Genomic DNA, 26200 nt, shown 5'->3' with positions numbered 1-26200 from the left:
TGACAAGATTTGACCAGCAGCACTTGTCGCTCAATCAGTTGTAAGTTAACCATCTGTATCTGCATCATCTGGATCGGACGCAGCTAACACGCATAGCCGCCTGGCGGTTAGTCACCGCCGGAGCCGCTGTCGTTACTATCCGCGGGACTGGTTTTATTACTTTCAATCGTGTTTTTACCGGGTTCAGTCGGCGTAGTTGTTAATGGCATTGCGCTGGTCGTGGCGGCTTGGGTTTTTCCGGGCGCTGCAGTGTCTGAAGCTGTGTGCGGTTTTTTGTCCTTTACCGGCATCGGTTTACTACCAAAACGCAGCAAGGCAATATTGGCAAACACGATGCCAATCACCAGTAGTAAAATCAGAATAAAAGTCAGGCTCATGCAAGTGCATCACAAATAGTGGAGACATATCGCTCAAAGATGACCGGTAACTGTTGCAGGATCAAGGTTTGTTCAGGTAAATCGGCATTCTCAACTGCTTGTTGCAGCATTTGAAGTGAAAAACGTTGCAAATAAGGCCCGGACAAGGGCAAATAACTTAAATGCCAGGGTTCAGCCGCCACGCCCCCACGATACTGGCGATAAGGTAAAAAGAACCCAAATTCAAAGGCATGCACCGCGAGCCATTCGCACATCGGCGCGAACGGGCCACCTGCGTGATACTCATGTTCCAACAATTGCACCTGATAGTCACGGTCAACCGCAGCAGCGTCATACAAATCAAAATCGGTGCCCCAATGGTGACGGCTGGCGCCCGGCAAAGCCGAATACAGCAATACTGCTTCCAGTTTGGCAAAACCTTGCAAGGTAGCGAGATCAAGTTTTTGCTGCCGGGCATCAAATACCGGCCTTAAGCCTGTCAGTTTGGCGCGCCAAATTGCTGCTTGCCGATCAAAACTGCGATAGCCCGATACCAGCTGCAGATCAAAACCATCCTGCGCTGCGGCATATTGCATTTGTGTAAAGGCCGCAGCGGTTTGGCGCTCCAGTTGCAAAGTGCCAATGTCAACCAGATCTGGCGGCTCGCGGCCGGTTAGCAGCAAGGAATGGTCCATCAGGTCAGCATCTGTTCCAGAATGGACTCGTACATATCGGTTAACAGCTCTAAATCAGCCACTTTGACACATTCATTAATTTTATGAATGGTGCCATTGCAAGGCCCGAGTTCCAGTACCTGAGCGCCGGTTGGCGCAATAAACCGACCATCTGAGGTGCCGCCGGTTGTTTCCAGCGATGGGGTAAAACCTCGGCTTTGTTCAACCGCTTTGACTGCGGCCGCCACTAACGAACCGCTGTCAGTTAAAAATGGCAAACCGTTCAGGATCCAGTCGAGCTGATACTGCAACTGATGCTGATCCAAAATCGCCAACACCCGTTGTTGTAATTGCTCGGCAGTGACTTCGGTGCTATAGCGAAAATTAAAGGTTAAGGTCAGCTCGCCGGGCACCACATTAGTGGCGCCAGTGCCTGCATGGATGTTAGAAATCTGAAAACTGGTGGCAGGAAAAAACTCATTACCGTGATCCCACACTTCCTGACTCAGCGCTGCCAAAGCCGGTGCTGCGCGATGAATTGGGTTGACCACTAAATGTGGGTAAGCCACATGACCCTGCACACCTTTCACCGTCAAATAACCGGTTAACGAGCCACGGCGGCCGTTTTTAATCACATCACCGACTTCTGCGGTGCTGGAAGGCTCGCCGACTAAGCACCAGTGGATTTTTTCCTGCCGTGCTTCCAGTACTTCAATCACTCTTTTGGTGCCATTAATAAACGGCCCTTCTTCATCCGAAGTAATTAAAAACGCGATATCACCGCTAAGTTCGGGGTTTTTCGCCAAAAAGCGTTCGGTGGCGATAATCATCGCCGCCAGTGAGCCTTTCATATCGGCAGTACCGCGGCCATAAATCATGCCGTCGATAATGGCCGGTTCAAACGGCGGAGTGTGCCACTGTTCAACCGGACCAGTGGGTACCACATCGGTGTGACCAGCAAAACAAAACAACGGTTTACCCTGACCACGGCGCGCCCACAGGTTTAACGTATCTTCGAAAAACATCGATTCAATGTTAAAACCGAGTTTGGCCAAACGCTCGGCCATCAGTTGCTGACAGCCTTCATCGGCTGGAGTCACTGAAGCGCGGCGGATTAATTGCTGAGTCAATTCAACGACCGGGCTTAGTTCTGACGGGGTGGCATGACCGTTCGTGTGGTGGGGGGCGCTAAACTGATTCATACGGCACTCTTAAATAACTGCTGATATTGATCCTGGCTAAAACCAAGGTGAAGCTGGCCGTCGATGTCCAGTACCGGCCTTTTGATGATGGCGGGCTGGGCCAACATCAGCGCAATGGCTTTTTCTTGGTCAAGATTAGCTTTTGCCTCATCCGGCAAGGTGCGAAAGGTGGTGCCACGAGTATTCAGTAACAATTGCCAGTCGAGCTGCTGGCAAAAATGGTTTATTAATGCCGCGTCCAGACCATCAACACGATAATCGATAAATTGATGCGCAAGCTGATGTTCTGTTAAAAACAGCCGGGCTTTTTTCATCGTATCGCAGTTTTTTATACCGTAAATTTTAATCATAAGCAGTGACTTTTCAGAAGTTGGGTTAACCGGGTTCGGCGGTTTTGGGTTCAATTAAAAACAGCGGATCAACGAGCGCCTGATGGTAACAAGGACGACTCCAGATCCGATTGAATTTGTTATATTGGGGCAGGGTTATCATGCAATAAGGCGCGTCCAGCCAGTTTGAGAACAATGCCAAATCAAATTGCAGCAGGCATTGCCCTTTATTCATTGTGGTTTGTTCCGGAATTTGCCAATCAAAACCTTTGCCGTGATGCTCGAGGCATTGTGGTGGAAAGTGAATGTCTAATCGTAAACCATTGTGTTGGCGCAAAATAATGTGCTGGCCGGCCTGATCCAGTCGTTGGCAACTACCGTCAAAAGGCGCGAGCAATCGATTGCCCTGGAGCTGGATAAGTACACCTTCACCGCAAAGGCCGGCCGCAACCAATGCTTCGTTTGCCTGATGTAGCGGCAAAATTAAACCGCTCAGCGGGCTGGCAACGGATATTCCATGCTGGGCTGGCAGACTGTGAACCAGATGCAAATTGCCAAAGGGGGCAGGCATGCCAATATTTCTCCGGCTGGTAGCTGATGATGCAGAGCTTTGATAGTACCCAATTATTCCGGTTTTGGGTGGAGAAAGTTGATTTTTTTCCACAGAAATTTTCAGCGCTATGGCTTGCCGATACAGCAGGGTCCTGTGTTTCTGAAAAAGCAGTTTAACAGTGACATGGAATTTTATCCGTTTCGACATTAAATTGTCATGAAGTTGCTATTTGTAACTATCAAATTTACCGGCATCTAGCTGGAAGCTGCAGTTTATCTGAAAAAAGTTGTCCACAGATTCTGTGGGTAACTTTGTGCACTTCTCTGTTTATAGTTGTTATCATCATGAAATGTATAGGAAATATGTAATGGCATATTTTTTGTTATTTCTGGATTTTCTGAATGTTGTCTGAAGAGCTTAAAAAAAGCCAAATTGGATCTGTTCAACAGCTGACAATGTTGTTTCCCGGTGCGGAAACAGCCAAAACGAGGGGATATAACCAGATAGAATGAAAAAGTGTCTGGTTAGTTTTCATGCAGACGAGTGCTGATTGACTTTAGGTGTGATGCAGGAGCCGTGAGCCCGGATCAGAACTATGCTATGGTAAAAGGGTATGGTCGCTGCAGGCAACCTGAGGGGTTCAAAATGCAAAGTAGTTTAATGATGACCCTGCAACAAGGGGTGCAATACAGCAAAGTCTGGCCGTTGGTGAACGAATTAAATTCGGTATTTCCGGAAAATCAGGTGATCCGTCTAACCCGATTCGGCCAGCAGGTTCTGCCGGCGCTGAGTATTTTGTCAGTGGTGGTGCAGTTGCAATGGCTGGGGCAGAATTACCTGGCGCAAGCACTGGCATCGGCGTTTTTCCTATTATCGCTGCCATTGCAAGGTTGGTACTGGTTAGGTGCGCGCGCCGCGTCGCCGTTGCCGCCAGCTATTTTGCGCTGGTATTTGGAAATTAGCGACAAACTCAAACAAAACGGTGTGGCGCTGCCGGTTGCTGCGAACAAGCCTTGTTATCAGGATTTGGCTGGCGTGTTGAATGTGGCGGTGAATCAACTGGATAAAACTTTTATCCGGCAGTGGTTGTAACCAATAGTTGGATTTCCCGGTACAGATTTTTGTGTTACTTGCTCGAGAAAATCTTTCTCAATCAACATACTTCCCAATAAAAAATGGCCGCTCTATGCGGCCATCTGTGGTAATTGCCAAAGAGGCTCAGAGTTTAAACTCCGACCAAACCGGGGCATGGTCTGAAGGTCGTTCCATCGATCGTAGCTCATAATCCACATCAGAAGCGATACACAAATCGGCCAAAGGTTGGGTCGCCATCACCACGTCAATGCGTAAGCCGCGGTTATCATCAAATCCTTTAGAGCGATAATCAAACCAGCTGTAACGCTCGGTGCGATCAGGGTGCAGAGCGCGGAAGGTGTCAATTAAACCCCAGTCCTTTAACCGCTGCAGGATGTCACGCTCTTCCGGCAAAAATGAACATTTGCCTTCTTTTAACCAACGTTTACGATTTGCTTCACCAATGCCAATATCGACATCCAACGGCGAAATATTGATATCGCCAATCACAGCAATCAGTTCATCAGGTTGATGATTTTGTTCAAGATAAGTCATTAAATCAGCATAAAACTTCAATTTAGCCGGAAATTTGAATTCGTGGTCACGGCTTTCACCTTGTGGAAAATATCCGTTGAGCAAGGTAAATTTCCGACCATCGGCCAGGGTCCAGCGACCAATTAACATCCGGCGTTGTGCATCCTCTGCATCGGTCGGGAAGCCATAGAGCATCGAATCGGCTGGTGTTTTACTTAAAATAGCCACGCCGTAATGACCTTTCTGACCAAAATGGTACACCTGATAACCCAGTGGTTGCACGTCAGCCATCGGGAATTCGTCGTCATGGACTTTAATTTCCTGCAGGCCAAGAAAGTCGGGCTGATGTTGTTCGACCAACGCCTGCAGTTGATGAGGTCTGGCACGCAAGCCATTAATGTTAAAAGAGATGATTTTCATAGTTGAACTAAACCTGCCAGAAGTGCTAATCGTGTTGAAAGTGGCGATTGCCGGATGCCACGATGATAGCACTAACTATTCCGCCTTGCGAAGCGCTGGCTTGCCCAAAGCCCCGCTGCTCAGTTAAGCTGCCACCTATCGCCAAACCTCAGAGAGTGTGAGTTGCCGTTGGAAATTTGCCAGTTCAGTGCCATCCGTTATCAGCTAAAACGCTCCAGTCGCCGGCGTAGTGTGGCGTTGCAAATTCGTCAGGGGCAACTAGCGGTGTTAGCGCCTGATTATGTTGATAAGTTTCACATTGATCAGTTTGTGGCGCAAAAGCGGCAGTGGATCCAGCATCACCTGCAACGTCAGGCGACAGTCGCCGCAGTCCCTGATTATCTGGCTCTGCAACAATTGCCACTGCTTGATGAACAACTGCAGTTAAAAATTGTGCCGGATAGTCACAACGCGGTGTGCCGCGAGGGCATGCAGCTCTGGGTGCAATTATCAAAACGGGTTAAAACCGAAAATCACCGCGCCAAAACCCTGCAGCTGTTACAGAGTTGGTATCAACTTCAGGCTCAAAGCTGGTTTATGGAGCGGGTGGTCTATTGGCAGCAGCAGATGGCTGTCAGTGTGACGGCGGTTGAAATTAAGAACTGGAAACAAAAATGGGGCACCTGCAGTGCCAGCGGTGTAGTGAGTTTTAACTGGCGGCTGATGCTGGCACCTTCGTGGATTGCCGATTACGTGGTGGTACACGAACTGGCGCATCGTCGGCATATGGATCACTCACCGGCATTTTGGCAATTTCTGAGCAGTTATTATCCACGGGAAAAAGAGGCGCGAACCTGGTTTTTACAGCATCAGCAGCTACTGGTACTCGATTCACAAGACTAACAGCAGATGATTAAAATCTGAGATCATCCGGTTAATCGCCGCATGCCACTTAATTTTCTGCCTAAATTCTGTTTTAATCCAGCCACAAAATAATTGATAAACCGGTTATCCCCACGAAAGACAGTACCCTATGTTTTGCTGGGAAAGACCGGAACTTCGACAGGACCAGGACAATGACCAATCAACTTAAATTACAACAGCTGATCAAATTGTTGGATTTAACTCGTTTAAGTGACAATGACCATGCGGGCGCGATGGACGAATGGTTGCAACAACAAGCTGATGCGCCATTCAGCCCGGCAGCGTTTTGTGTCTACCCGCAATTTTTAGGGCAGACCAGACTATTTATCCAGCAACAAGTTTGGCCGTCAAAATTGGCTACAGTGGTCAATTTTCCTTCCGGTGATTTGGCTGCTGACTTGGTGGTTGCCGAAGTGCAAGCGGCACTGGCACAAGGCGCCGATGAAATTGATTGTGTGCTGCCATACCGGACTTTACTGGCCGGGCATTGTGCTCAGGTAAAGGACTTTTTGGTACTGGTGCGCCAGTCCTGTCGCGATCAGTGTTTAAAAGTAATTATTGAATCCGGCGAACTCAGCACGCCGCAGCAAATTTGCAAAGCAACCGAACTCGTCATCGACAGTGGCGCCGATTTTGTAAAATCTTCCACCGGCAAAGTTCCGATTGGCATTACCAACGAAGCGGCCCGAATCATGTTAACGGTCATCGCAGCGGCAGGTCGCCCGGTTGGTTTTAAAGCTTCTGGCGGGGTTCGGACTGTGGCGCAGGCACTGGAACTGGTGAGAATGTATGAAGAAATCACTGGTCAACTGGCGAAACCAGAACTGATGCGGATCGGAGCCAGTACCTTATTTGGTGAGATTAATCAGTTGTTGGCTGCGACAAAAGCTTAACTGCTTTGTTTCAGCTCTTGCCGGTATTGCTGATATTGGTTTTGCAGTTCAGCGTAACGCAGCTGGTGCCGTTCGGGCAAATGGGCATGTTCGATCAGTTTAAAAGTTTGCCGGCAGCGCTGATAAATCGCCAATGACTTGTTTTTTTGTTGTGATTCAAGAACCTGCAGCAACGATTGAATTAGGTTTAATGCCGCGCCAGTATTGCTTGGCGCGATGTTGAGCGCTTGATCGAAGATGACGATTGCCTCCTGAAACTTCCCTTCCTGATACAACTGCATGCCGGTACGGTTTAATTCGGCCAGTTGCTCTGCTGCACCTGCAAATTTCTGCTGTTGATGTTCGAGTAAGTCACTCAGGATCGGATCATTTTGTTCGGTGTCTGAAAGCTGCGCAATAAACTGACTGGCATCTTCAAATTCGCCGATACTTAGTAGCAACATGGCCAGATCCGGAATATCCGGATCCTGTAACGCCATTTGCGGGCTCAGTGTGGCAGCAGTCTTTTTGGCTGGCTGAAATCTGCCATCCAACGCCTCCAGCCGCGCGACACAAATTTGTTCAAATCGGTCAAAATTGGTATCGCGGATCAGCTGCTCGTCGTTTTGGCTACGATGTAACGTCAATAAGGTTTCTTGCTGTAACCGATTGCGTTTACTGGCGTCGGTGGTGTTGCCAATCGCATCAAGCATGGTTCGAATGTAATTAAACAGGTGGCTGATATCCTGCTGGCTGGTTTTTCTGGTTAAATCAAAAATTTGCTTACTGGCCGAGACCATTTCCGGAATTTGCCCGGCAGCACGGGCGACTTTCAGTGTCAGATATTGCCGTGGTAAATGATAAGGTGCGATAGCGAGAGCCTGATTGATGCTCGTCATTGCGGCTTCAAGGTCGCCTTGCGCCAATTGGCAGCTGGCCTGTAAATCGTAGGCCTGCGCGCATAGCCGGTTGATTTCAATAGATTCCTGACATATTTCCAGACAACGCGGGTAATCCTGTTGTTGTAAGCGGAATTTGGCTTCCAGCAGCAAAGCCCAGCTAGGCCGGCGTTGACTCATGCTGTCGGACAGTAACAGTTCAAGTTCGTCGAAGCATTGTTGTTCAAATAAAGTTTCGGCCAGCACCCGCCGGCAAAATTGCTCATAACGGCCGGCTGAGGCAATTTCCTGACGGCAAAGCTGAATAATCTGTTCCGGTTGTTGTTGCAATAACGCCTGATACAAAGCTGCCAGTTGCTGCTTTTTTTCTGCCAGTTTTTGCAAACGGCTTTTTAATAAACTTTGGGAAAAGGGTTTAATCAGATAGTCGTCGGGTTCCAGTTCAACCGCGCTCATCACCATAGTCACGGTATTTTCGCCTGTCACAATAATAAAAATGCTACTGGCTTTGAGCAGTTGTTTCTGACGTAAATCAGCTAATAATTGCCGACCGTTTTTGCCGGGGCCAAGGTTGTAATCAACAAACAACAAATCGTATTCATTCTGACTGCAACGTTGCAGTGCTTGTTCACCATGATTGGCAAAATGAATGTGGGCTATTCCCAAACTATTTAAAATCCCTTTAAGCATCACCTGAAACGGCCGCTGATCGTCGACGACCAACACCATTAAACCAGATAGCTGTAGTTTAAGCATGCAACAATACCAGATTGCAATTATGTTGCTTCAGTGTGGGAAACGTTTAGCGATTAAGCAAGCTGGAGTAAAAATTGAGACTAACAGAGGCGATATTGTTAGGGCAAAGACAATTCATTGTTTTGTCTATTCAGAGCGTTATGATTTTTTTGTAGTTTAGTTTGGACATTTCGAGCGAACAAAAGCAGAAGTGGCAGTTGAAATGGTGGAGGGGGAAGGATTCGAACCTTCGAAGGCAGTGCCGGCAGATTTACAGTCTGATCCCTTTGGCCACTCGGGAACCCCTCCACGTGGCCGGCATCTTATCAAATCATTGGCTGTTGTAAAGAAATAAACTGCAGAAACTGAACTGATTGCCGATAAAGTCAGCACATTCCTGCTTAAAGATATCAAAATGATCCCACTGGTCAATGAATGGCAACTTCAGAGCCAATTAAATCAGGCGTTACAAACCCATCATCGGGCTGATTTTTCGTTATGGTTGGCGATGTTATCCCCAGCCGTTGAGGAAATGGCGCAGTTTTTCCCGACACCTTTAGCTGACGAACCCAAAAAACCGACCTTGTATCAGCAACTCGGCGTCAATCCACAGCGTGATTACGCGATGCAGGAAGATGATGTTGCATTATTTGATGCGCAGCATCAGGCATTGGTGGCAGATGGCTACGCCCAATGGCGTTTGATGTCGCTGTTGAATCCAAATGCAGTGGTGGTGCGGCATGATCCGAAAAAATTGTCAGCCGATGTCAGCGAGAGTCTTAGTTTTCATACCAAACGGCGGTTGTCAGCAACCCCACTGAGCATGCCGACGGCCGATCCCACTTTGATGTATGACATGCTGCAGCATATGTCGGCGATGAACTAATATACCCGTCATCCTTGAAGATTCGGGGGTGTTGGCCGCCTTCACTCACCCCAGTCACATAGGACAACTATGCTCCTGGGGATTCACTCAGTTGCCGCCTACCCGCATCTTCAATGATTTTGGGTATATTTAAACGATTAAACTAAAACCAGCTTATTATAGATCTTGCCCGGCAATACGATGTGGCCGGCAATTTTTATATTTTTTGCCACTTTGGCAGGGGCAGCTGTCGTTCCGGCTTAACTTCTGCGCTGGATGATCCCAAAGGGTTCCATCCAGATAAGACCAACATAGATTGGTTTTGATAAACCTTGATGTCTCTTCCAACAAATGCAGTTTATCTTGCATGATAAATTGCACTTTAAAATGCACAGTACCGTAGCTGAGGGTGTCGCCAGCAGCGCCATCCAGGAGTCGCTGTTGCAGACTTTCCGGCAATAATAATTCATCACTGACATCAATCACTTGAAGACCAATAAAATGTGCGGCTTTGGAAAAAGCGGTAATCTCATCCACCGGATTGTCTACTTGCGACAGCGGATGATAGCTATTCGCAACATACTGCATCGCGACATCAGATCCATCGCAATAAGCACTAAAACGAGAACGCATCAATTGTTCGGCTGTTGCTGGTAGCTGTTGCCCCTGAATAAACAGCTGACAACAGTCATCAAAATCCCGGCCTGATTGGCAATAACAATTCATTTTTCACTCCCAACATTTGATCTGCGGCAGTGTACTGTGTTTATCCATGGTTGCCCAAATGCTCTGGCTATATCACTCAGTGTGTGGTGGTGACTGTATGTTGGTTGTTGGTATTTACATTGACTAAAGCGGTACCATATTTGGCAGAAAGATACTGATAGTCTTCCAGTTGTGGGTGTTTTGCAGCTAAAAAGCTGACGACGGCGCAACAAGTGGAACAGGTTAGCGCGTCCCGCATCAGATTATCAAAATGGCTAATTTGACGTTGTTGAATGACTAATATGCGATTGCTGTTGATATTCAGCTGTCCGAGTATTGATTTAGTCAGTGGTTGCGGTGGGGCAATCACCAACAACCAACCTTGTTGGGTATCGGTTTGCGCGGCGAGAGCACCAATAAGCTGTAACAGATCCGCGGTGTCGACCTGATTGCTGCCGGAGTCAAACTGTCCGGCAGATGAGCGGCCCAGTAACGGGTTGACGAAAGTACCACTTTGAAACTGATGGTTCTGACTGATTAACATGTGCTGCTCCGCCCTTGATATGAAACTGTGCATTTATACAGTGGATGTATATACAGTAATCAAGGTCGGTATAAAAAGCAAGCATGAACTGTTTAAATATACAGTGTTATTTCACCAAAGTACTGTATGTGAAAACTGTTTGAGATTATTTTACGTCAGATCAGTAGCTTAGTGGATTTTGCTCGCAACTTCGGTTAGCTTGGGTATAACGAAGTGTTTGGTCAGATACTGGTTAAACCATTTACCGCAGCCGGCTGAGGTAAACTTCCCGGCTGAAGTTGAGGAAGAGATAAAAAATGTTGTTACAGAATTTTGTGCAGCAGCAGGGTGAACTATTCTGGTTCAGCCGGCAGCAGGCCAGTCAGTTTGCCAAGCAGGTGGCGACGGATTTTAATCCGATCCACGATGAAGACAGTAAGAGATTTTGTGTGCCCGGTGATCTGTTATTCGCCTTTTTACTGCACAAATATGGTCTTTCTGAGCAGTTGAGTTGCAGTTTTAACGGCATGGTTGGTTCCGATGTGCAGTTGCATTGCCAGCAGCAAGGCGACACAGTGCAAATTCTTGATCAGAATGACAAATCTTATCTGAGCTTGACGCAAAGTGGGCAGGTTCATCATAGCTGTCAGTTTATTGAAGCGTTGATCCGCGATTACGTGCGTTTTTCCGGTCAGAATTTCCCGCATATTTTGCAACCTTTGATGGAACAACATCAGGTCATGATCCACCCGCAACGGCCGTTGGTGATTTACCAAAGTATGGCTTTGCACTTTTTCCGATTCAGTGACAACTGTCCGCAATTGCAATTGTCTGGTTCTAGTCTGCAAATTGAAGGTAAACGTGGCAATGTGCTGTTGGAGTTTCAATTGCTGGATGGTGACGAAGTGATTGGCGCTGGTGAAAAACGGATGATCTTAAGTAATCTGGTGCCCTACGATGCCGTGCTCATGCAGGGTTTAGTTGATCTTTATAATGAGCGAAAAGCAACTTTAGCGATTGCCAGTTAAGCCAACACCCACTGCCTGCGCTACGCAGGCAGTCTTTTTTACTGATGTTCCCGCGTTATTATCCATAGAGCACTCTGTCCCCATTCGACTATTGTCCACGCAATGTTAGGTAATCTGCCTGATCAGCAAGCTCACTGCAGTCTTAGCTTATACCTTTAAATCAATATTTTATCTTTGAAGTGACTGGCAAAAGCAACCAGTCGTTTAACGCAGTCAATTGGAAAATGCGGTGGCTATCTGGTATCTTCGAACAAAGCGCAAAGGGAGCCGATATGTATTACATGATCTATTCTGAAGATGTTGCCAATAGCCTTGCCCAACGCAAATTAACGCGTCCGGCGCATCTGGAGCGTTTGCAACTACTTGCTGCTGCAGAGCGGTTGTTACTGGCCGGGCCATTACCGGCAATCGATGCCGAAGATCCACAAGATGCCGGATTCACCGGATCACTGGTGGTGGCGCAATTTGATTCACTAGCTGAAGCCGAGCAGTGGGCGGCAGCCGATCCGTACCTTGCCGCTGGTGTATATGCGCGCAGCACCGTCAAACCATTTCGCAAGGTTTTACCAACAGTTTTGCCATAAGGAAGACCAGGATGTCGACAATTTTATTGACCGGCGGTGCCGGCTATATTGCCAGCCACACTGCAATTTGCCTGCTTGAGGCTGGTTTTGAGGTGATAGCACTGGATAATTTCTCCAACTCTTCGGCCGAATCGGTGCGAAGAGTGGAGCAGATCAGCGGTCGTCAGGTAAAACTCATCGCGGGTGATATTCGCGACGAAGCGGCGCTTACTCAGTTGTTTAGCAGTCATCACATCGATGCAGTGGTGCATTTTGCCGGGTTAAAAGCAGTCGGAGAATCAACCGAAAAACCTTTGGCTTATTATGATAACAACGTCGCTGGCACCGTCACTTTGTGTCGGGTGATGGCCGCGCATGGCGTGAAACAGCTGGTGTTCAGTTCTTCGGCAACCGTCTATGGTGACGCCAAAGTGATGCCTATTCGCGAAGATGCACCTCGTTCAGCCACCAACCCATATGGCCAGAGTAAGTTGATGCTGGAATATATTCTGGCTGATTTACAGGTATCAGATCCAACCTGGCGCATAGCAGTACTTCGATATTTTAATCCGGTCGGCGCGCACAGCAGCGGCCTGATTGGTGAGGATCCAAACGGTCCGCCAAATAATCTGATGCCGTTTATCAGCCAGGTGGCGGTTGGCAAACGTGCGCAATTATCGGTGTTTGGGGCTGATTATCCGACTATTGATGGCACCGGTGTCCGCGACTATATTCATGTGATGGATTTAGCCGACGGTCATGTGAAAGCGCTGCAATATTTACAGCAAAATCAGGGCTTTGTTGCAGTCAATCTAGGCACTGGCCAAGGCTACAGCGTACTGCAGATGGTCAAGGCGTTCAGCGAAGTGAATGATGTGGCGGTGCCTTATCAGGTGGTTGCTCGCCGGCCCGGTGATATCGCGGTTTGTTATGCCGATCCGGCTTATGCCACCGCTTTGTTAGGCTGGCAGGCGCAGCGTAGTCTGACCGATATGGTGCGCGATGCCTGGCGCTGGCAACAACAAAATCCGGATGGTTATCCGGCTGCAGGGTAATCCGCAGCGCTATTGCAGTCGCGGCGATAAATAATAAGGAGCTGATGGTTGTCTGATCCGAATCCAACACAGTTAAAATATTTTCAGACACAACGCCAAACATGGCGTCAGTTGGCTGAGAGGTACTGTGTCGGATGGGCATTCGCCAGCTTACTGAGTTACTCCGGTTTGTCGTGGGCCGGCGACAGTACGAAATTCGATCAGTTAATTTTGCAACTTGAACAAGGTGAAATCATTTTCACCAATCGTACCGAGCTGGATGCGTTTACCCAACAGTTAAAAGCGATGGTACCGGTTGATGATCCGGCTCGTGTGCTGCGGTTAAATCGCGAACTTTGTTTTGGTGATTACCTGGACAAACCAGAGCAAGGTATTGTTTTTGCAAACAAATTTATTGGAGAATTGGCAGAAAAACAGGAAGTGGTGAATTTAAGCCACTTTTATCTGTGCCGGGCGCAACATTATGCCAGCCAGAACCGCAACCAAGAGCAGGAGCAAGATTTAACCAAAGCGCTGGAACTGGCAAACCGCAGTGAAGACGCGCTGTCTCAGGCACTGATGTTGTCAGGCAATGCTGAAATGTACTCCGCGCGCGGCCAACACGCTGATTCATTGGTGTTGTTATTCAAAGCACATGATTTATATAAAAGACTGGGTCATCGTTATGGCATTGGTTTTAGCGTTGAAAATATTGCCACCGCTTTTCGGCGAATGGGCGAATATGAAAAAGCCATTGAATATTTAGATCTCAGTGAAAAAGAATTTGCGGCACCAGGTGACCAATACCGTCTTGGATTTTTACTGCAGCAAAAAGCATTTGTCTATGGTGAACTGGGTAAACCTGCCATCGCCAAACAGTTGTTTAGCCGGGTCCGGCAAATTTATCAGCAAATTGAAGAACCAGCTTTTGTAACGGCGACCGACATCGACCTGATGTGGATTGCCAATATGGAGCAACGCTACAGCGAAAGTCTGGAACTCGCAGATAAAGTCAGCGCGCAGCTTGCGATTTATCAGCAACAAGGCGAAGGTCAACAAGTGGTCAACCAGGGATTATTTCAGCTGTACCGTGCTGAAGCTCTGGCGGGAACCGGTAAGTTGCCGCAGGCATTGCAGCAATTTGAACAAGCGAATCAAGTGATTGGCGCGTTGAATAATCCGCGTTACATGTTGTGGCTGCTGCGTGCCTGGTCAAAGGCGCTGGCTGATGCTGGTATGCATGATCAGGCTTATCAGCGGCTGCTGCAGGCAAATCAATTGCAGGACGAACTGAATTCACAGTCCAAACAGCAGCGTGAGTCGTTGTTGCGTTATCAGTTTGATACGGCGCTACAGGATGAAAAAAATAATCAGCTGAAAGCGGAAAATCAGCTGTCGGCGCAGCAGGTTTTGGTACTTGAATCGGCACAACGTTGGCAATATATTGCGATAGGCTTGTTTATTATTCTGGCGCTGATCGCGTTGTTTTATGCGATATCGCAAATCCAGCGCAACCGCCAATTACATCGTTTGGCGATGACCGACGAACTGACGCAGGTTGCAAACCGTCGCAGCATCTTGTGGTTTGCGGAACAAACCCGGCTTAAAGCCATCAATCAACAACAAACTTGGTGTTTATTGTTGATTGATATCGATTATTTTAAACAGTGTAATGATAGTTTTGGTCATGATGCCGGTGACCAGGTGTTGGTGCAAACCGCGGCGGCGATGAAAAGTTTGCTTCGAAACTCCGACCGGGTTGGTCGCACTGGTGGTGAAGAATTTTTGCTGGTATTGCCAGATTTGGATCTTCACGCTGCAACTGCCATTGCCGAACGATTGCGTCAGGTCGTCGCGCAACTGACCTTTGCACCTTATGGCGAAGTTAAAATTACCGTCAGTGTTGGCGTGGCTGAAGCGGGTCGACACGAAGATGTACGTGAAGCCATGAGCCGCGCCGATGCTGCGCTGTATCAGGCTAAATCATTAGGCCGTAACAAAGTAGTTTCAGCCTGAGTTGTTTTCGCCTGAACTGTTGCCCTGTCTGACAACTTCTATCAAAAAGGACTTACTGGTTGTTTAACCCCCACCTGACTGCACTGACCCCCGGTTTTTTAGTGGTTCATGCCAATTTGCCCGAACAATTGCGTGCTTTGGTCGTTTCCTGGACCAAAGCGTACCCGTTGGCGGTGCTCGAAACCGAAACTGTGCTGGTGCAAAGTAATGGTATAGCGCAGTGGTTAAAACTGGCGCTGGCGGCTGATCCTGATTTAAACGACCCAACCGAAGGTGGTGCCGGGATTGCCAGCAACCTGAGTCTGCAAATGCCTGGCCGTTTTATCTGGCATCTGTACCGCTGGTTATTACCTGCTTCTGAAATTCCGGAACAATCCGGATTTGATAAAAATCAGCTGCGCTGGCGCTTGTTTCGGTTGTTGCCAGTGCTTGCATCGCAGGAAGAATTTTCGGTGCTGCAAAGTTATCTGGCGGCAGATGAAGGGCAGCGCAAACAGCAGCAACTGGCGTTTAAGCTGGCCGATTTATTTGACCAGTATCAGGTGTATCGGGCGGACTGGCTGGCGGCCTGGCAACAAGGCAAAGATGTGCTGTTGGATCACCAGGGTCAAGCAACGCCGTTAACCGCAGATCAGCGCTGGCAAGCGGCATTATGGCGCGCCATTATTGCTGATGTGCCAAGCGCCGAGCAGCAATTTAGCCGGGCGATGTTGCACCGGAATTTTCTGCAAGCCGCGAAAAAGTACAGCATGGATAACCGACCTGCCGGTTTACCACGGCGGGTGATTGTGTTTGGCATTTCCAGTTTGCCACAACAGGTGTTGGAAGCGCTGGCAGCTATCGCGCCTTATACCCAGGTGCTGCTGGCGGTGCATAACCCTTGTCAGCATTATTGGGCTGATATTATTGCCGACAAAGATTTACTGAAAACCCAGCAACAACGGCAGAGTCGTAAAACGCCGCTGCCTGAGACATTGGCGACGCAAGGCCTTGCTGCTGAGCAATTAGTGCCGGAGAGTTTAGCGCCAGAGCAACTGCACAATCATGCCCAGCCATTGCTGGCAGCCTGGGGTAAACAAGGCCGGGATTACATCCGGTTGCTGGATCAATTTGATGACACCCAGGCTCATCTTGATTTATTCCGCGGTCAGCGGATTGATTTATTTAGCGCCAACCCACCAACGCATCTATTGGCACAGCTGCAAAACGATATTCTGGAGCTGCGTCCAGCGGCGGAAAGTGCCGCACATTGGCCAGCATTAAGGCCGGCGCAGGCGCAAAGTTTGTGTTTTGCCACGGCGCATAGTGCAATGCGGGAAGTGGAAATTCTGCATGATGATTTATTGGCGCAATTTTCTGTTGATCCGCAATTGAAACCGGCTGATGTGATGGTGATGGTGCCGGATATTCATTTGTATGCCGCCGCCATTAGCGCGGTGTTTGGCCGGATCAGCAAAGACGATCCCCGTTATATTCCTTTTACCATTGCCGACCAAAGCGCCGTGCAGCAAGAGCCGTTATTACAGGCGCTGCAATTATTGCTGCAACTACGCACCGAGCGTTTTACCGCCAGTACCGTACTGGATTTATTGCAACTACCAGCACTGCAACTGCGGTTTGGTTTTACCGAAACTGATATTCAACTACTAAAAAGCTGGATTGAAGCAGCCAATATTCGTTGGGGCTTAAATGCCGCTCAGCGCGAAAGTCTGGGCTTGCCGGAAGGTTTTGCTCAGAACAGCTGGCATAGCGGCTTACAGCGGATGTTATTGGGGTATGCCATTGGCCAAAGTGAACCCTGGCAGGGCATTGCCCCTTGCGCGCAAGTCGGGGGGCTGTCGGCAGCATTGGCCGGGCAACTGGCGCAGTTACTGGATAAATTACAACAAGCCTGGCAGCAAAGTGCGATAAAACGCTCACCGCAGCAATGGGCGGCTTGGCTGCAACAGCTGTTGATCGATTTTTTCGAAGCCGACGACGAGCCGCAACAAAGCTTGTTGGATAAATTGCAACTGGCACTGACAGAGTGGCTGGAGCAATGTCAGCAGGCGGATCTTACTGATGAGCTGGAACTCAGTGTGGTCAGCGTGGCCTGGCTGGAAGGTTTTTCGGCGCAAGGGCTGGCACAGCGCTTTTTGGCCGGCGCGGTGAATTTCGCCACTTTAATGCCAATGCGGGCTATCCCTTTTGCCCAAATTCATTTGCTCGGCATGAACGACGGCGATTTCCCACGGCAAATGATCAAACAGGATTTTGATTTGATGGCGCTGAATTATCGGCCGGGCGATCGCTCGCGCCGCGATGATGATCGCTATTTATTCCTCGAAGCGCTGCTATCTGCCAGACAGCGGCTGCGGATCAGCTGGGTTGGTTATAGTGTGCATGATAATAGCGAACGTGCGCCGTCGGTATTGGTGGGGCAGCTAAGAGATCATCTGGCCGCGGTGTGGCGGGTTGACGCTGGTGCAAGCCAGGTGCAGCAAGGTGAAGCTGTGCTTGATGCCATCACCGTGCATCACCCGTTACAACCATTTAGCCGGCGTTATCTGGCGGCAGATTCAACACTTGTAAGTTATCAGCATGAATGGCTGGCGCTGCATCAGTCAGCGACAAGCACAGACGTTGCTCCTGCCAATAACCTACTGAGCGCACCAGACCAAGTGCTGGTGTGGGATCTTGACCGGCTCAGCGGCTGGCTAAAAGATCCGGTGAAGTTTTTCTTCCGCCAGCGGCTGAAAGTTAGTTTTGAAACTGACAATCTCAGCCAGCAAAACACCGAAAATTTTGGGCTTGATGGCCTGGAACGTTGGCAACTACAACAGCGATTACAGCAGAAAATCAGCAAAGCCATTACCGCTGGCGCACCTTGGCAGAGCGCGTTAACCCAGGAATTAGCACTGATCGGCGCCGAAGGTTTATTACCGGTGGCGTCAGCGGCCACTTTACTGGCGGAGCAATTTATACAATTGTTATCGCCGCAAGCCGAGCAATTACAGCAGTTAGTCAGCCGCTATGGCGCACCTTTGCCGCAGCCAAACTGGTGTGAGTTTGCAGCGGACGGCCAACAAGCCGGTGACTGCTTGCGGGAGCTGCGGCCGTTATCAGTATCCGCTTTGCATGCAACAGATCCACAGCAGCCGATGGCAAACTTTGTCCAGCTGCATTGGTTAGTCGGTGCTTTATATAAAGATAAACAACTGGATTATAAGCAGCTATTAAAGCCATGGTTGCAACAACTACTGGCGGCAGCCAGTGGCGTAGCGCTGCAAACTGACATTGTGGCGGTCGATGCGGTGATTAGTTTACCGGCATATCAGGCTGTGCAAGCAAAAACGCAGTTACAACAACTATTTGGCTGGCTCAATCAGAGTTTATGCCGACCACTGCCAGTAGAATTAGGTTGTGCCCGGCTGGTATTGCAGGCTGAACTGGCAGTGGGTACTGCACCGGATGACAAGTTACTAAATCAGCTGGAAAAGCGTTATCAGGGCGATGGATTTAACGCTGGCGTGCTGGCGCGTAACCCATATCTGGCGCGGGCTTTTCCGGACTTTGCTGCCTTATGGGCGGATGGCGAACTGGTGCCGGTATCGATGGCGCTGTATCAGGGGCTGCGTGATTATCTGGCAAAAGCCGGTATTGCGGAGCGGCAATAAGATGCGCCAGGGCTGGAGCCACTTTTTATGCAAAAACTAGATTTACTAAAATTACCGCTGGTCGGCAATGCGCTGATTGAAGCGAGTGCCGGTACCGGTAAAACTTACACCATTGCCGCTTTGTATTTGCGAGCCGTGCTTGGTCATAGCGGCGGACATGGCGAGCAGCGGCCATTGTTACCACCAGAAATTTTAGTGGTGACTTTCACCGAAGCCGCCACCGGCGAATTAACCGAGCGGATCCGCCAGCGACTGAATGGCGCGGCGCGCTATTTTCGCGGCGAGCTGCCGGACGCCGATCCGGTGCTGCAACAGTTGGCGGCATCTTACCCGCCAGGGCAGTGGCCACATTGCGCCATGCAACTGGAGCTGGCGGCGCAGTGGATGGATGAAGCGGCGATTTCTACCATCCACGGCTGGTGCAACCGGATGTTGTCCGAACATGCCTTTGATAGCGGCAGTCGCTTTGAAGAAGAACTCAGTACCGACCAATCCGAGCTGATGACTCAGGTGGTCGAAGATTATTGGCGCTGTTTTGTATATCCGCTATCCACCGAAGCGTTATTACGCTGGCAACGCAGTTTCCAAAACCCGGCTTCGCTGCAAAAAGCGCTATACGCGGTGTGGCGGGAGCAGCCGTTGCCGGTCAGCAATGAGCCCAAGGTGTTAATCAGTACCGAACAACAGCTGAGGCAACAACAGCTTATTGCCCTCAAAAAACCATGGCCAGCCTGGGTGCCGGAGCTCGCGGTACTGATTGAACAAGCGCGCAGTGAAAAAAGGCTGAACGGCACCAAAATGCGTGCCGATTATGTGCAAAAGTGGCTGGATGGCATTTTAAAGTTCGCCAATGATCCGGCGGCAGATTCGCTGGATATTGGTAGCGGCAGCAGCCGGTTAACACCGGAAGGTATCGCTGATGCCTGTAAAGGTGAACCCTTGCAGCATCCGGCTTTTGCCGCGATGGCTGCTTTAGTCGAAGCGCTGCAGCAACTACCGGATTGCACTGAAGATTTACGTCAGCACGCCCTGGCCTGGTGTCAGCAGCGTTTTGAAAATACCCAGCGCCAGCTGGGTTGTTTTGGCTTTGATGACATGCTGGACCGGCTGCATCAGGCGCTTAAAAGTGAACGGGGCGCGGCTTTGGCCGAACGAATTCGCGCGCAATTTCCGCTGGCATTGATTGACGAATTTCAGGACACCGACCCAACACAATACGGCATTTTCCAACAGATTTACCCGCTGGCGACGCCACGTACCGATTGTGGTTTATTGCTGATTGGCGACCCCAAACAAGCGATTTACGCCTTTCGTGGCGCCGATATTTATACCTATTTGCAGGCAAAACAAGCGACAGCGCCACGGCATTATTCGCTGGATACCAATTTTCGTTCCACCAGCGCGATGGTCGAAACGGTGAATTTATTGTTCTTAAAGGCCGAGCAGCGTGACAGCGGCTGTGGCGCCTTTTTATTTCGCCAGCAACAAAATCTGGTGCAGTTTGAGCCCGTCAAAGCCAAAGGCCGCGACGAGCAATTGGTGCAAAACGGCGAACCGCTACCGGCGCTGGATTTGGTGTATCTCGACAGCTCTGACAAAGTGCTCAGCAAAGCCGCTTATTTTGACGCCATGGCCAGGCACTGCGCCGGACAAATCAGCCAGTTGTTGCAGGAAGGGCAGTTGCAGCAAACCGGTTTTTGCAAAACCGCCGCAGATGGCAGCAGTAGTTTTAGCCCGTTGCAACCGGCCGATATTGCAGTGCTGGTGAATAATCAGCAGGAAGCATCGGCGATCCGCAGCGCGCTGGCGCGGGTTGGCGTGCGTTCGGTGTATTTATCCGATCGCGGTTCGGTGTTTACCACCGCCATCGCCCACGATTTATTGTTATGGCTGGAAGCCTGCGCCGATCCTTTGCATGAACAAAAAGTGCGTTCGGCGCTGGCCAGTCAAAGCCTGGGCTGGAGCTATGCTGAACTTGCCCGGTTACAGCAGGACGAGTGGTTTTTCGAACACTGGTTAGCCCGTTTTAGCCATTTTTCGCAGCTATGGCAACAGCAAGGGGTACTGCCGTTGGTGCGGCAGTTATTGCTGGAATTCCAACTGGTACAGACTTTTGCAGCGCAAGCCGATGGCGAGCGGCAACTGACCGATTTACTGCATTTAGCCGAGTTATTACAGCAAGTTAGCCGCACCTTAGAAGGTGAGCTGGCGCTGTTACGTTATTTTAAAGAGCATTTAGCCGGCGAGCAGCAACTGGATGCCGATCAGCTAAAACTACGGCTGGAAAGTGACGAAGCGCTGGTACGGGTGGTGACCATTCACAAATCGAAAGGGCTGGAATATCCGCTGGTGTTTTTGCCATTTATCACGGCGGCTCGATCGCTGGATCCAAAGCAGTTGCCGTATCGTTATCACGACGAACAACAGCAATTACAGCTTTGTTATCAACAGGATGAACAGATTTTTGCGCAAGCTGAATTCGAGCAACTCGGCGAAGATTTGCGCAAATTATATGTGGCGTTAACCCGCTCGCGGCATTATTGCTACCTGGGTTTGGCAGCACTAAAAGAACGTTCCGCCATTGGTTATTTATTAAGTGACAGCGGTTTGTTGGAACCTACCGGACTGGCGGCACGATTGGCGTTATTGCAACAGCCGGATCCACATGCTGCACTTTTGATCCGGCCCTGGCAGCTTCCAGAATCGCCAAACTTGGCAACTGTGCCGGATCCCCAGTTCGAAATTCAGCCGCCGTTACGTAGCTATGCAATCATGCCACAGCGCCCACGGTATCAATGGTGGGCGGCCAGCTACAGCGCTTTGGCTGAAGGCGCCGGTGAATCCAAAACCTCGGCAACTCAGCCGCTGGCGCCGGGCGGGGAGTGGTCTGGCGTTGATTTAGTTAAAAATGCCGAGCTCTATCAGGAGCTTAAAGCTGAGAAAACGCTACAGGCGGAGCCTGGTAGCCAGCAGATGACTGATGTTGCCAGCATTGCAGTCGTCGCTACCACTTTGCCGAGCCGAACTGACGCAACAGATTTCAGCCAGCTGTATCTGCGTGGCGCTAAAGCCGGTACCTTTTTACATGACACGCTAGAATGGGCGGCGGAACAGGGTTTTACTACGGTGTTGGCTGATCCATTGCTGCTGCAAAAGTACTTGCTACAGCATTGCCAGCAACAACATTGGTTGTGGCTGGAGCCTGGAACAAATCGCTGGCAACGGCGGTTATTGGTGAGCGACGCCACCGATCTCACCAGCTTCGACACGGCCGAACAAGCGATCGAACCTTTGTACCAATGGTTGTTGGTGCTGCTGCAAAGTCAGTGGCTTTGCAGCGACAAGCCAACGTCGTTGAGCAGTCTGACGTTGTATAAAGCCGAACTGGAATTCTGGTTTGCCGCCAGTGAGGTGCCAACCCGCGCTATTGATGCCTTGTTGCAGCAATGGTTATGGCCAGCCGAGCCACGCCCAGCCTTACAACCACGCACCGTCAACGGTATGCTGAAGGGGTTTATCGATTTAACCTTTGCGCAAGATGGTCGTTATCATGTGCTTGATTATAAAAGTAACTTTATCGAAAGTGGCCAATATAGCGCCGATAATATGCGACTGATCATGCTGGAAAAACGTTACGATTTACAAGCCGCTTTATACGCGCTGGCTTTACACCGGTTATTACGCAGCCGTTTACCGGATTATGATATCAGCCAACATCTGGGCAGTGCCTGGTATTGGTTTGTGCGCGGTTGTCCGCTTGAAGCAACGGCAGCAGCATCGGTTGCAGCAACCGCAGACCAAGCAACGCAGGGTATGCTGCAACTGGAAATTCCGCCACAGCTAGTGCTGGCGCTGGATGCGTTATTTGCTGGTTGTAAAATCAAACCGCTGGCGGAGGTCGAATGACGAGTGTAGCGACATATCCTATTACAGAAACAGCAACCCTCAGGCCGAAACTACAACGCTGGCAGCAGCTTGGTTTATTGCGGCCGCTGGATGTGGTGTTGGTGCAGATGTTACAGAGCACAATGTTACAAAGCACTTCGTTACAAAATCAAGCGTCAGCGCAGCCAACAGCGGTTGCAACGAATGAAATGCCGGACGAATTTTGGTTATGGCTGGCCCTTGGCAGCAGCCAATTGGCACAAGGCCATCTTTGTCTCGATTTGACCCAGGCCTTTTTAAAGCCCGATTGCTTACAAAGTGCCAGTCAGTTTGCCAAAGCCGGTAGTGCTGAACTACATGCTTTTGTCCGCAAGCAACAATTGCCAAAAGTGCTGGAGTTATTCAGTCAGGGGCATCCTTGGGTTGAAGTCTGCAACGGTGCAGCTAGTTCCAGCACAGCTATCCACGCCGCAGCGAGTAACGAATCGGCAAAACTGCCGTTAACCACACCTTTTGTGCTCAGCGGCGAACGGTTATATCTGCGCCGTTATTGGCAGTATGAACAACATATCGCTGATTTTATTCAACAAAGCAGCCAGCTGACGCAGCAAATGCGGCAACAATTCCCGGCGAGCCAGGTGCAAAACTGGCTGGCCCAGCTGTTTCCGGCAGCTGGCAAATCTGCACAGCCGCACACCGATTGGCAGCAACTCGCTTGCGCGATGGCGGTCAGCAGCAGATTTGCGGTGATTACCGGCGGCCCCGGCACCGGTAAAACTACGACTGTGGTGAAGTTACTATTGTTGTTGCAGCAAGTGCAAAACGCTTTGCATCAGGTCTCCCGGCCACTCACCATCCGCTTAGCCGCGCCAACCGGCAAAGCAGCAGCGCGGCTTAGTTTGTCGGTAACGCAGGCGCTACAAAAACTCACACCAGATCTGGGCTGGGACCCCGCGGTCACCATCAGTATTCCCACTGAAGCACAAACGCTGCACCGGTTATTGGGCAGCGGCCCGGATCGGGCGCAATTTCGTTATCATCGTGATTTTCCATTGCCGCTGGATGTGCTGGTGGTCGATGAAGCTTCGATGGTCGATGTGACGATGTTTGCGGCCATGCTTCAAGCACTGCCTACCTCAGCGCGGTTAATTTTACTGGGTGATAAAGACCAACTAGCTTCAGTAGAAGCAGGCGCGGTGATGGCGGAACTGTGCCGTGACGCGCAGCAGGGCGGTTACAGCCAGCACACTGCCGACTGGTTGGCGCAGCTAACCGGCCAACAGCTGCCGGCTCAATTTATCAGCGCAGCGCCACAATTGCTGGAGCAACAACTGGTGATGCTGCGCACCAGTCATCGTTTTGGCGCCGACAGTGGCATTGGGCAGCTGGCGACTGCAGTCAATCTTGGTGACGATGTAACAGCGCTTAAAATTTTACAGCAACCGCCTGCGGACTTGCGCTGGTTACAATTCAGCCCGGAAAGCGCTGATTTTAGCTTTTTAGTGCAACACGGTTCACCAGATCAAGCGCTGGCCGAGGGATTTGCAGGTTATTTAGCCTTGGTTAAAAATCCACCGGCGGCAACGGCGACCGCCGCTGATTTTGATCGCTGGGCGCTGGCGGTGCTGCAAAAATTCGCAAGTTTTCAGGTGCTGGCGGCGGTGCGGCAAGGTAAGTTTGGTGTTGAGCAGCTAAATTTACGGATCGCCGCTATTTTGGCGAGGCAGCAATTGATCCCGCGCACCGAAGGCTGGTACCCGGGGCGGCCGGTGATGGTGGTGCAAAATGACTACAGCACCGGGCTGATGAATGGCGATGTGGGCATTTGCCTGCCACGCGCAGAAACGGCAGCTGGCGAGCCACAGCTACGGGTGGTGTTTGTCTCGGCCGATGCGAAAACGCCGGTGCGCTGGCTGCTGCCAAGCCGCTTGCCGCAAGTAGAAACCGTCTATGCGATGACAGTGCATAAATCCCAAGGATCGGAATTTGGTCATGTGGTGTTGGTATTACCGGAGCAGGGCAGCAGTTTGTTAAACCGTGAGCTGATTTACACCGGCATCACCCGGGCTGCCCGGCAATTCAGTTTATTATGTGCCGATGGCAATGTGCTGCAACAAGCAGTGCTTCAGCGTACCGAACGTAGTGGCGGCTTGCGCTTGTCGTCTTGATATACCCGTCATCCTTGAAGGTTCGGGGTTGTTGCCTTCGCTCTCTCGCTGAAGCGTCAGTCCGACCCGTCACATAGACAGCTATGCTCCTGGGGTCTCGCTTACTCGTCGCCTACCCGAATCTTCAATGATTTTGGGTATATTAAGCCGAGATCAACAGTGTCAAGCCTTTGATAACAGCGCCAGCTCCGGCAATAACGAGCTGGCCGCCTGTTGTTCCAGCCAATCGGTGAATACACCAATCGCCTGACGTTGCAAACTGTCCTGACGAAAATGGATTTGATACTGGCCCCAGGGCAGCAAATATCGCCAGTCGGTAATGGCGTGCAATAAACCCTGCCGAATGGCGTCACCGGCGATAAAACTGTTACTGAGTGCCAAGCCGCTGCCAGAACTGACCGCTTTGGTAGCGAGCAGCGCTAAACTCACCTGAAACATCTGGCTATTGGCGGGCTCGCGTAATTGCAGTTGTTGCCGCCACAGTTGCCAGTCTTCGCCTTGCTCCGAGCTATACAGCGGAAACTCAAACACCGACTCTGGCTTGGTTAAATCGAGTTTTTTAAATTGTGCTGGCGCACAGACCGGAAACCACCATTCAGTGCGTAGGCGTTTGGCGACAAAACCTTCAGGTGTTGGCCAGGTGCCGATGATCACATCAGCTTGCGCCGGTTGCAGGCTGTCGGCGCTCGATTCCATATGGAGTAAAGTGGCGATGTCCGGATACTGTTGCTGAAACAGCGGCAAGCGTGGCGCCAGCCATTCCACCGCGATTGAAGTTTGCGCGACAATCCTAAGCGGCTGGCTTTTGCTTTTGGTCAGATGGTGACTGACCGAATGTAGCCGGAAAAAACAGTCACCAACCACCGTATATAAAGTGGCGCCAGCTTCGGTCAGCTGCAGTGGTTTGGCTTGTCGCAGCAACAAACTACAACCGATAAAATCTTCTAAGCTTCTGATTTGATGGCTGATGGCACTTTGACTGACACAAAGTTCGTCGGCAGCTTTACTGAAACTTTTTAAGCGGGCGGTGGCTTCAAATGCTTGTAATGCTTTAAGGGGCGGTAAACGCGACGGAAACATAGTCTGTGCCTTTAGTTTTTTTACTGTTCGTTGGTTTGCTGTTCGTTCATTTGCAGCTACAGCGTGAATCTAATTCATACCAGGCTGAATTCATATCATTTTTATTCATAAGCCTGCATGGTGATA

21 protein-coding genes and 1 tRNA gene are annotated in these 26200 nt (G+C 50.1%); 11 read left to right on the top strand and 11 right to left on the bottom strand.

What is annotated here, in order from left to right:
- Nucleotides 1-107: 107 nt before the first annotated feature.
- The 5 genes from A5320_RS08820 to A5320_RS08800 are packed head-to-tail and all read right to left on the bottom strand — an operon-like array spanning nucleotide 108 to nucleotide 3132.
- Nucleotides 108-377 (bottom strand): DUF2897 family protein, encoded by a 270-nt coding sequence (locus A5320_RS08820; RefSeq protein WP_068063576.1) that lies wholly within the window; start codon nucleotides 375-377, stop codon nucleotides 108-110.
- Nucleotides 374-1051 (bottom strand): M15 family metallopeptidase, encoded by a 678-nt coding sequence (locus A5320_RS08815; protein WP_068063575.1) that lies wholly within the window; start codon nucleotides 1049-1051, stop codon nucleotides 374-376. Before A5320_RS08815 ends, A5320_RS08820 begins: the two co-directional genes overlap by 4 nt.
- Complete coding sequence (dapE, locus tag A5320_RS08810; RefSeq protein ID WP_068063572.1) at nucleotides 1051-2232, bottom strand: succinyl-diaminopimelate desuccinylase; 1182 nt, start codon at nucleotides 2230-2232, stop codon at nucleotides 1051-1053. Before dapE ends, A5320_RS08815 begins: the two co-directional genes overlap by 1 nt.
- The gene (locus A5320_RS08805) at nucleotides 2229-2582 is read right to left on the bottom strand and encodes an ArsC family reductase (protein ID WP_068063569.1); all 354 of its coding nucleotides are present in this window, start codon (nucleotides 2580-2582) and stop codon (nucleotides 2229-2231) included. The genes dapE and A5320_RS08805 overlap by 4 nt, the downstream gene beginning before the upstream one ends.
- A gap of 25 nt (nucleotides 2583-2607) precedes the next feature.
- Nucleotides 2608-3132: a PTS glucose transporter subunit IIA gene (locus tag A5320_RS08800; RefSeq protein ID WP_068063568.1), complete on the bottom strand. Its 525-nt coding sequence runs from the start codon at nucleotides 3130-3132 to the stop codon at nucleotides 2608-2610.
- A 627-nt stretch (nucleotides 3133-3759) separates the two neighbouring features.
- Between A5320_RS08800 and yfbV the strand changes: the two genes are divergently transcribed.
- Nucleotides 3760-4206 carry a terminus macrodomain insulation protein YfbV gene (gene yfbV / locus A5320_RS08795; protein WP_068064791.1) on the top strand — a complete coding sequence of 149 codons (447 nt, stop codon included), beginning with the start codon at nucleotides 3760-3762 and terminating at the stop codon, nucleotides 4204-4206.
- Nucleotides 4207-4332: 126 nt separating this feature from the next.
- Here yfbV and xthA read toward each other — a convergent pair whose 3' ends face one another.
- The gene (gene xthA / locus A5320_RS08790; RefSeq protein WP_068063566.1) at nucleotides 4333-5142 is read right to left on the bottom strand and encodes an exodeoxyribonuclease III; all 810 of its coding nucleotides are present in this window, start codon (nucleotides 5140-5142) and stop codon (nucleotides 4333-4335) included.
- Between the two features lie 162 nt (nucleotides 5143-5304).
- Between xthA and A5320_RS08785 the strand changes: the two genes are divergently transcribed.
- Both A5320_RS08785 and deoC read left to right on the top strand, forming a co-directional pair.
- Complete coding sequence (locus A5320_RS08785) at nucleotides 5305-6024, top strand: M48 family metallopeptidase (RefSeq protein ID WP_068063564.1); 720 nt, start codon at nucleotides 5305-5307, stop codon at nucleotides 6022-6024.
- Nucleotides 6025-6197: 173 nt separating this feature from the next.
- A complete protein-coding gene (gene deoC / locus A5320_RS08780) occupies nucleotides 6198-6938 on the top strand; it encodes a deoxyribose-phosphate aldolase (protein WP_068063563.1) in 741 nt (246 codons plus the stop codon).
- Here deoC and A5320_RS08775 read toward each other — a convergent pair.
- Nucleotides 6935-8572 carry a tetratricopeptide repeat-containing response regulator gene (locus A5320_RS08775; protein WP_068063562.1) on the bottom strand — a complete coding sequence of 546 codons (1638 nt, stop codon included), beginning with the start codon at nucleotides 8570-8572 and terminating at the stop codon, nucleotides 6935-6937. The two genes, deoC and A5320_RS08775, sit on opposite strands and share 4 nt — an antisense overlap.
- A gap of 203 nt (nucleotides 8573-8775) precedes the next feature.
- Nucleotides 8776-8860, bottom strand: a tRNA-Tyr gene (locus tag A5320_RS08770).
- Nucleotides 8861-8966: 106 nt separating this feature from the next.
- On the opposite strand from A5320_RS08770, the gene A5320_RS08765 reads away from it, so the two are divergent.
- Complete coding sequence (locus A5320_RS08765) at nucleotides 8967-9437, top strand: VC2046/SO_2500 family protein (RefSeq protein ID WP_068063560.1); 471 nt, start codon at nucleotides 8967-8969, stop codon at nucleotides 9435-9437.
- Nucleotides 9438-9593: 156 nt separating this feature from the next.
- Here the strand turns inward: A5320_RS08765 and A5320_RS08760 are convergent, their stop codons facing one another.
- On the bottom strand, nucleotides 9594-10142 hold the full coding sequence (locus A5320_RS08760) for a YchJ family protein (RefSeq protein WP_068063558.1): 549 nt from the start codon (nucleotides 10140-10142) through the stop codon (nucleotides 9594-9596).
- A gap of 76 nt (nucleotides 10143-10218) precedes the next feature.
- Nucleotides 10219-10665, bottom strand: a complete 447-nt coding sequence (locus A5320_RS08755; RefSeq protein WP_068063555.1) for a hypothetical protein — start codon at nucleotides 10663-10665, stop codon at nucleotides 10219-10221.
- Nucleotides 10666-10961: 296 nt separating this feature from the next.
- Between A5320_RS08755 and A5320_RS08750 the strand changes: the two genes are divergently transcribed.
- From A5320_RS08750 to recD, 7 genes are all read left to right on the top strand, one after another.
- Nucleotides 10962-11672, top strand: coding sequence for a DUF3581 family protein (locus A5320_RS08750; protein ID WP_068063553.1), 711 nt, complete (start codon nucleotides 10962-10964; stop codon nucleotides 11670-11672).
- A gap of 272 nt (nucleotides 11673-11944) precedes the next feature.
- Nucleotides 11945-12256 carry a YciI family protein gene (locus A5320_RS08745; RefSeq protein ID WP_068063551.1) on the top strand — a complete coding sequence of 104 codons (312 nt, stop codon included), beginning with the start codon at nucleotides 11945-11947 and terminating at the stop codon, nucleotides 12254-12256.
- 11 nt (nucleotides 12257-12267) lie between these two features.
- On the top strand, nucleotides 12268-13290 hold the full coding sequence (gene galE / locus A5320_RS08740) for a UDP-glucose 4-epimerase GalE (RefSeq protein WP_068063549.1): 1023 nt from the start codon (nucleotides 12268-12270) through the stop codon (nucleotides 13288-13290).
- A gap of 48 nt (nucleotides 13291-13338) precedes the next feature.
- Nucleotides 13339-15285, top strand: coding sequence for a GGDEF domain-containing protein (locus A5320_RS08735; protein WP_068063547.1), 1947 nt, complete (start codon nucleotides 13339-13341; stop codon nucleotides 15283-15285).
- 59 nt (nucleotides 15286-15344) lie between these two features.
- Entirely contained in the window at nucleotides 15345-18941 is a 3597-nt protein-coding gene (gene recC, locus A5320_RS08730; protein ID WP_157605745.1) for an exodeoxyribonuclease V subunit gamma, read from the top strand.
- A 27-nt stretch (nucleotides 18942-18968) separates the two neighbouring features.
- Complete coding sequence (gene recB, locus A5320_RS08725) at nucleotides 18969-22847, top strand: exodeoxyribonuclease V subunit beta (RefSeq protein ID WP_068063545.1); 3879 nt, start codon at nucleotides 18969-18971, stop codon at nucleotides 22845-22847.
- A complete protein-coding gene (recD, locus tag A5320_RS08720) occupies nucleotides 22844-24994 on the top strand; it encodes an exodeoxyribonuclease V subunit alpha (RefSeq protein ID WP_068063544.1) in 2151 nt (716 codons plus the stop codon). The genes recB and recD overlap by 4 nt, the downstream gene beginning before the upstream one ends.
- A 162-nt stretch (nucleotides 24995-25156) precedes the next feature.
- Here the strand turns inward: recD and A5320_RS08715 are convergent, their stop codons facing one another.
- Nucleotides 25157-26074: a LysR substrate-binding domain-containing protein gene (locus A5320_RS08715; protein WP_068063541.1), complete on the bottom strand. Its 918-nt coding sequence runs from the start codon at nucleotides 26072-26074 to the stop codon at nucleotides 25157-25159.
- Nucleotides 26075-26200 lie beyond the last annotated feature (126 nt).

Origin of the sequence: Rheinheimera sp. SA_1, from assembly GCF_001669775.1 — a bacterium.
In the GTDB taxonomy this organism is placed as follows: Bacteria; Pseudomonadota; Gammaproteobacteria; order Enterobacterales; family Alteromonadaceae; genus Pararheinheimera.
Note: the sequence above shows the minus strand (reverse complement) of the source record. Positions and strands in the feature narration are given on the sequence as shown.

Excerpts from the sequence above, each read along its gene's own strand:
- A5320_RS08820 (WP_068063576.1), bottom strand. The coding sequence starts at position 377 with ATGAGCCTGACTTTTATTCTGATTTTACTACTGGTGATTGGCATCGTG.
- A5320_RS08815 (WP_068063575.1), bottom strand. The coding sequence starts at position 1,051 with ATGGACCATTCCTTGCTGCTAACCGGCCGCGAGCCGCCAGATCTGGTT.
- dapE (WP_068063572.1), bottom strand. The coding sequence starts at position 2,232 with ATGAATCAGTTTAGCGCCCCCCACCACACGAACGGTCATGCCACCCCG.
- A5320_RS08805 (WP_068063569.1), bottom strand. The coding sequence starts at position 2,582 with ATGATTAAAATTTACGGTATAAAAAACTGCGATACGATGAAAAAAGCC.
- A5320_RS08800 (WP_068063568.1), bottom strand. The coding sequence starts at position 3,132 with ATGCCTGCCCCCTTTGGCAATTTGCATCTGGTTCACAGTCTGCCAGCC.
- yfbV (WP_068064791.1), top strand. The coding sequence starts at position 3,760 with ATGCAAAGTAGTTTAATGATGACCCTGCAACAAGGGGTGCAATACAGC.
- xthA (WP_068063566.1), bottom strand. The coding sequence starts at position 5,142 with ATGAAAATCATCTCTTTTAACATTAATGGCTTGCGTGCCAGACCTCAT.
- deoC (WP_068063563.1), top strand. The coding sequence starts at position 6,198 with ATGACCAATCAACTTAAATTACAACAGCTGATCAAATTGTTGGATTTA.
- A5320_RS08775 (WP_068063562.1), bottom strand. The coding sequence starts at position 8,572 with ATGCTTAAACTACAGCTATCTGGTTTAATGGTGTTGGTCGTCGACGAT.
- A5320_RS08765 (WP_068063560.1), top strand. The coding sequence starts at position 8,967 with ATGATCCCACTGGTCAATGAATGGCAACTTCAGAGCCAATTAAATCAG.
- A5320_RS08760 (WP_068063558.1), bottom strand. The coding sequence starts at position 10,142 with ATGAATTGTTATTGCCAATCAGGCCGGGATTTTGATGACTGTTGTCAG.
- A5320_RS08755 (WP_068063555.1), bottom strand. The coding sequence starts at position 10,665 with ATGTTAATCAGTCAGAACCATCAGTTTCAAAGTGGTACTTTCGTCAAC.
- A5320_RS08750 (WP_068063553.1), top strand. The coding sequence starts at position 10,962 with ATGTTGTTACAGAATTTTGTGCAGCAGCAGGGTGAACTATTCTGGTTC.
- A5320_RS08745 (WP_068063551.1), top strand. The coding sequence starts at position 11,945 with ATGTATTACATGATCTATTCTGAAGATGTTGCCAATAGCCTTGCCCAA.
- galE (WP_068063549.1), top strand. The coding sequence starts at position 12,268 with ATGTCGACAATTTTATTGACCGGCGGTGCCGGCTATATTGCCAGCCAC.
- recB (WP_068063545.1), top strand. The coding sequence starts at position 18,969 with ATGCAAAAACTAGATTTACTAAAATTACCGCTGGTCGGCAATGCGCTG.
- recD (WP_068063544.1), top strand. The coding sequence starts at position 22,844 with ATGACGAGTGTAGCGACATATCCTATTACAGAAACAGCAACCCTCAGG.
- A5320_RS08715 (WP_068063541.1), bottom strand. The coding sequence starts at position 26,074 with ATGTTTCCGTCGCGTTTACCGCCCCTTAAAGCATTACAAGCATTTGAA.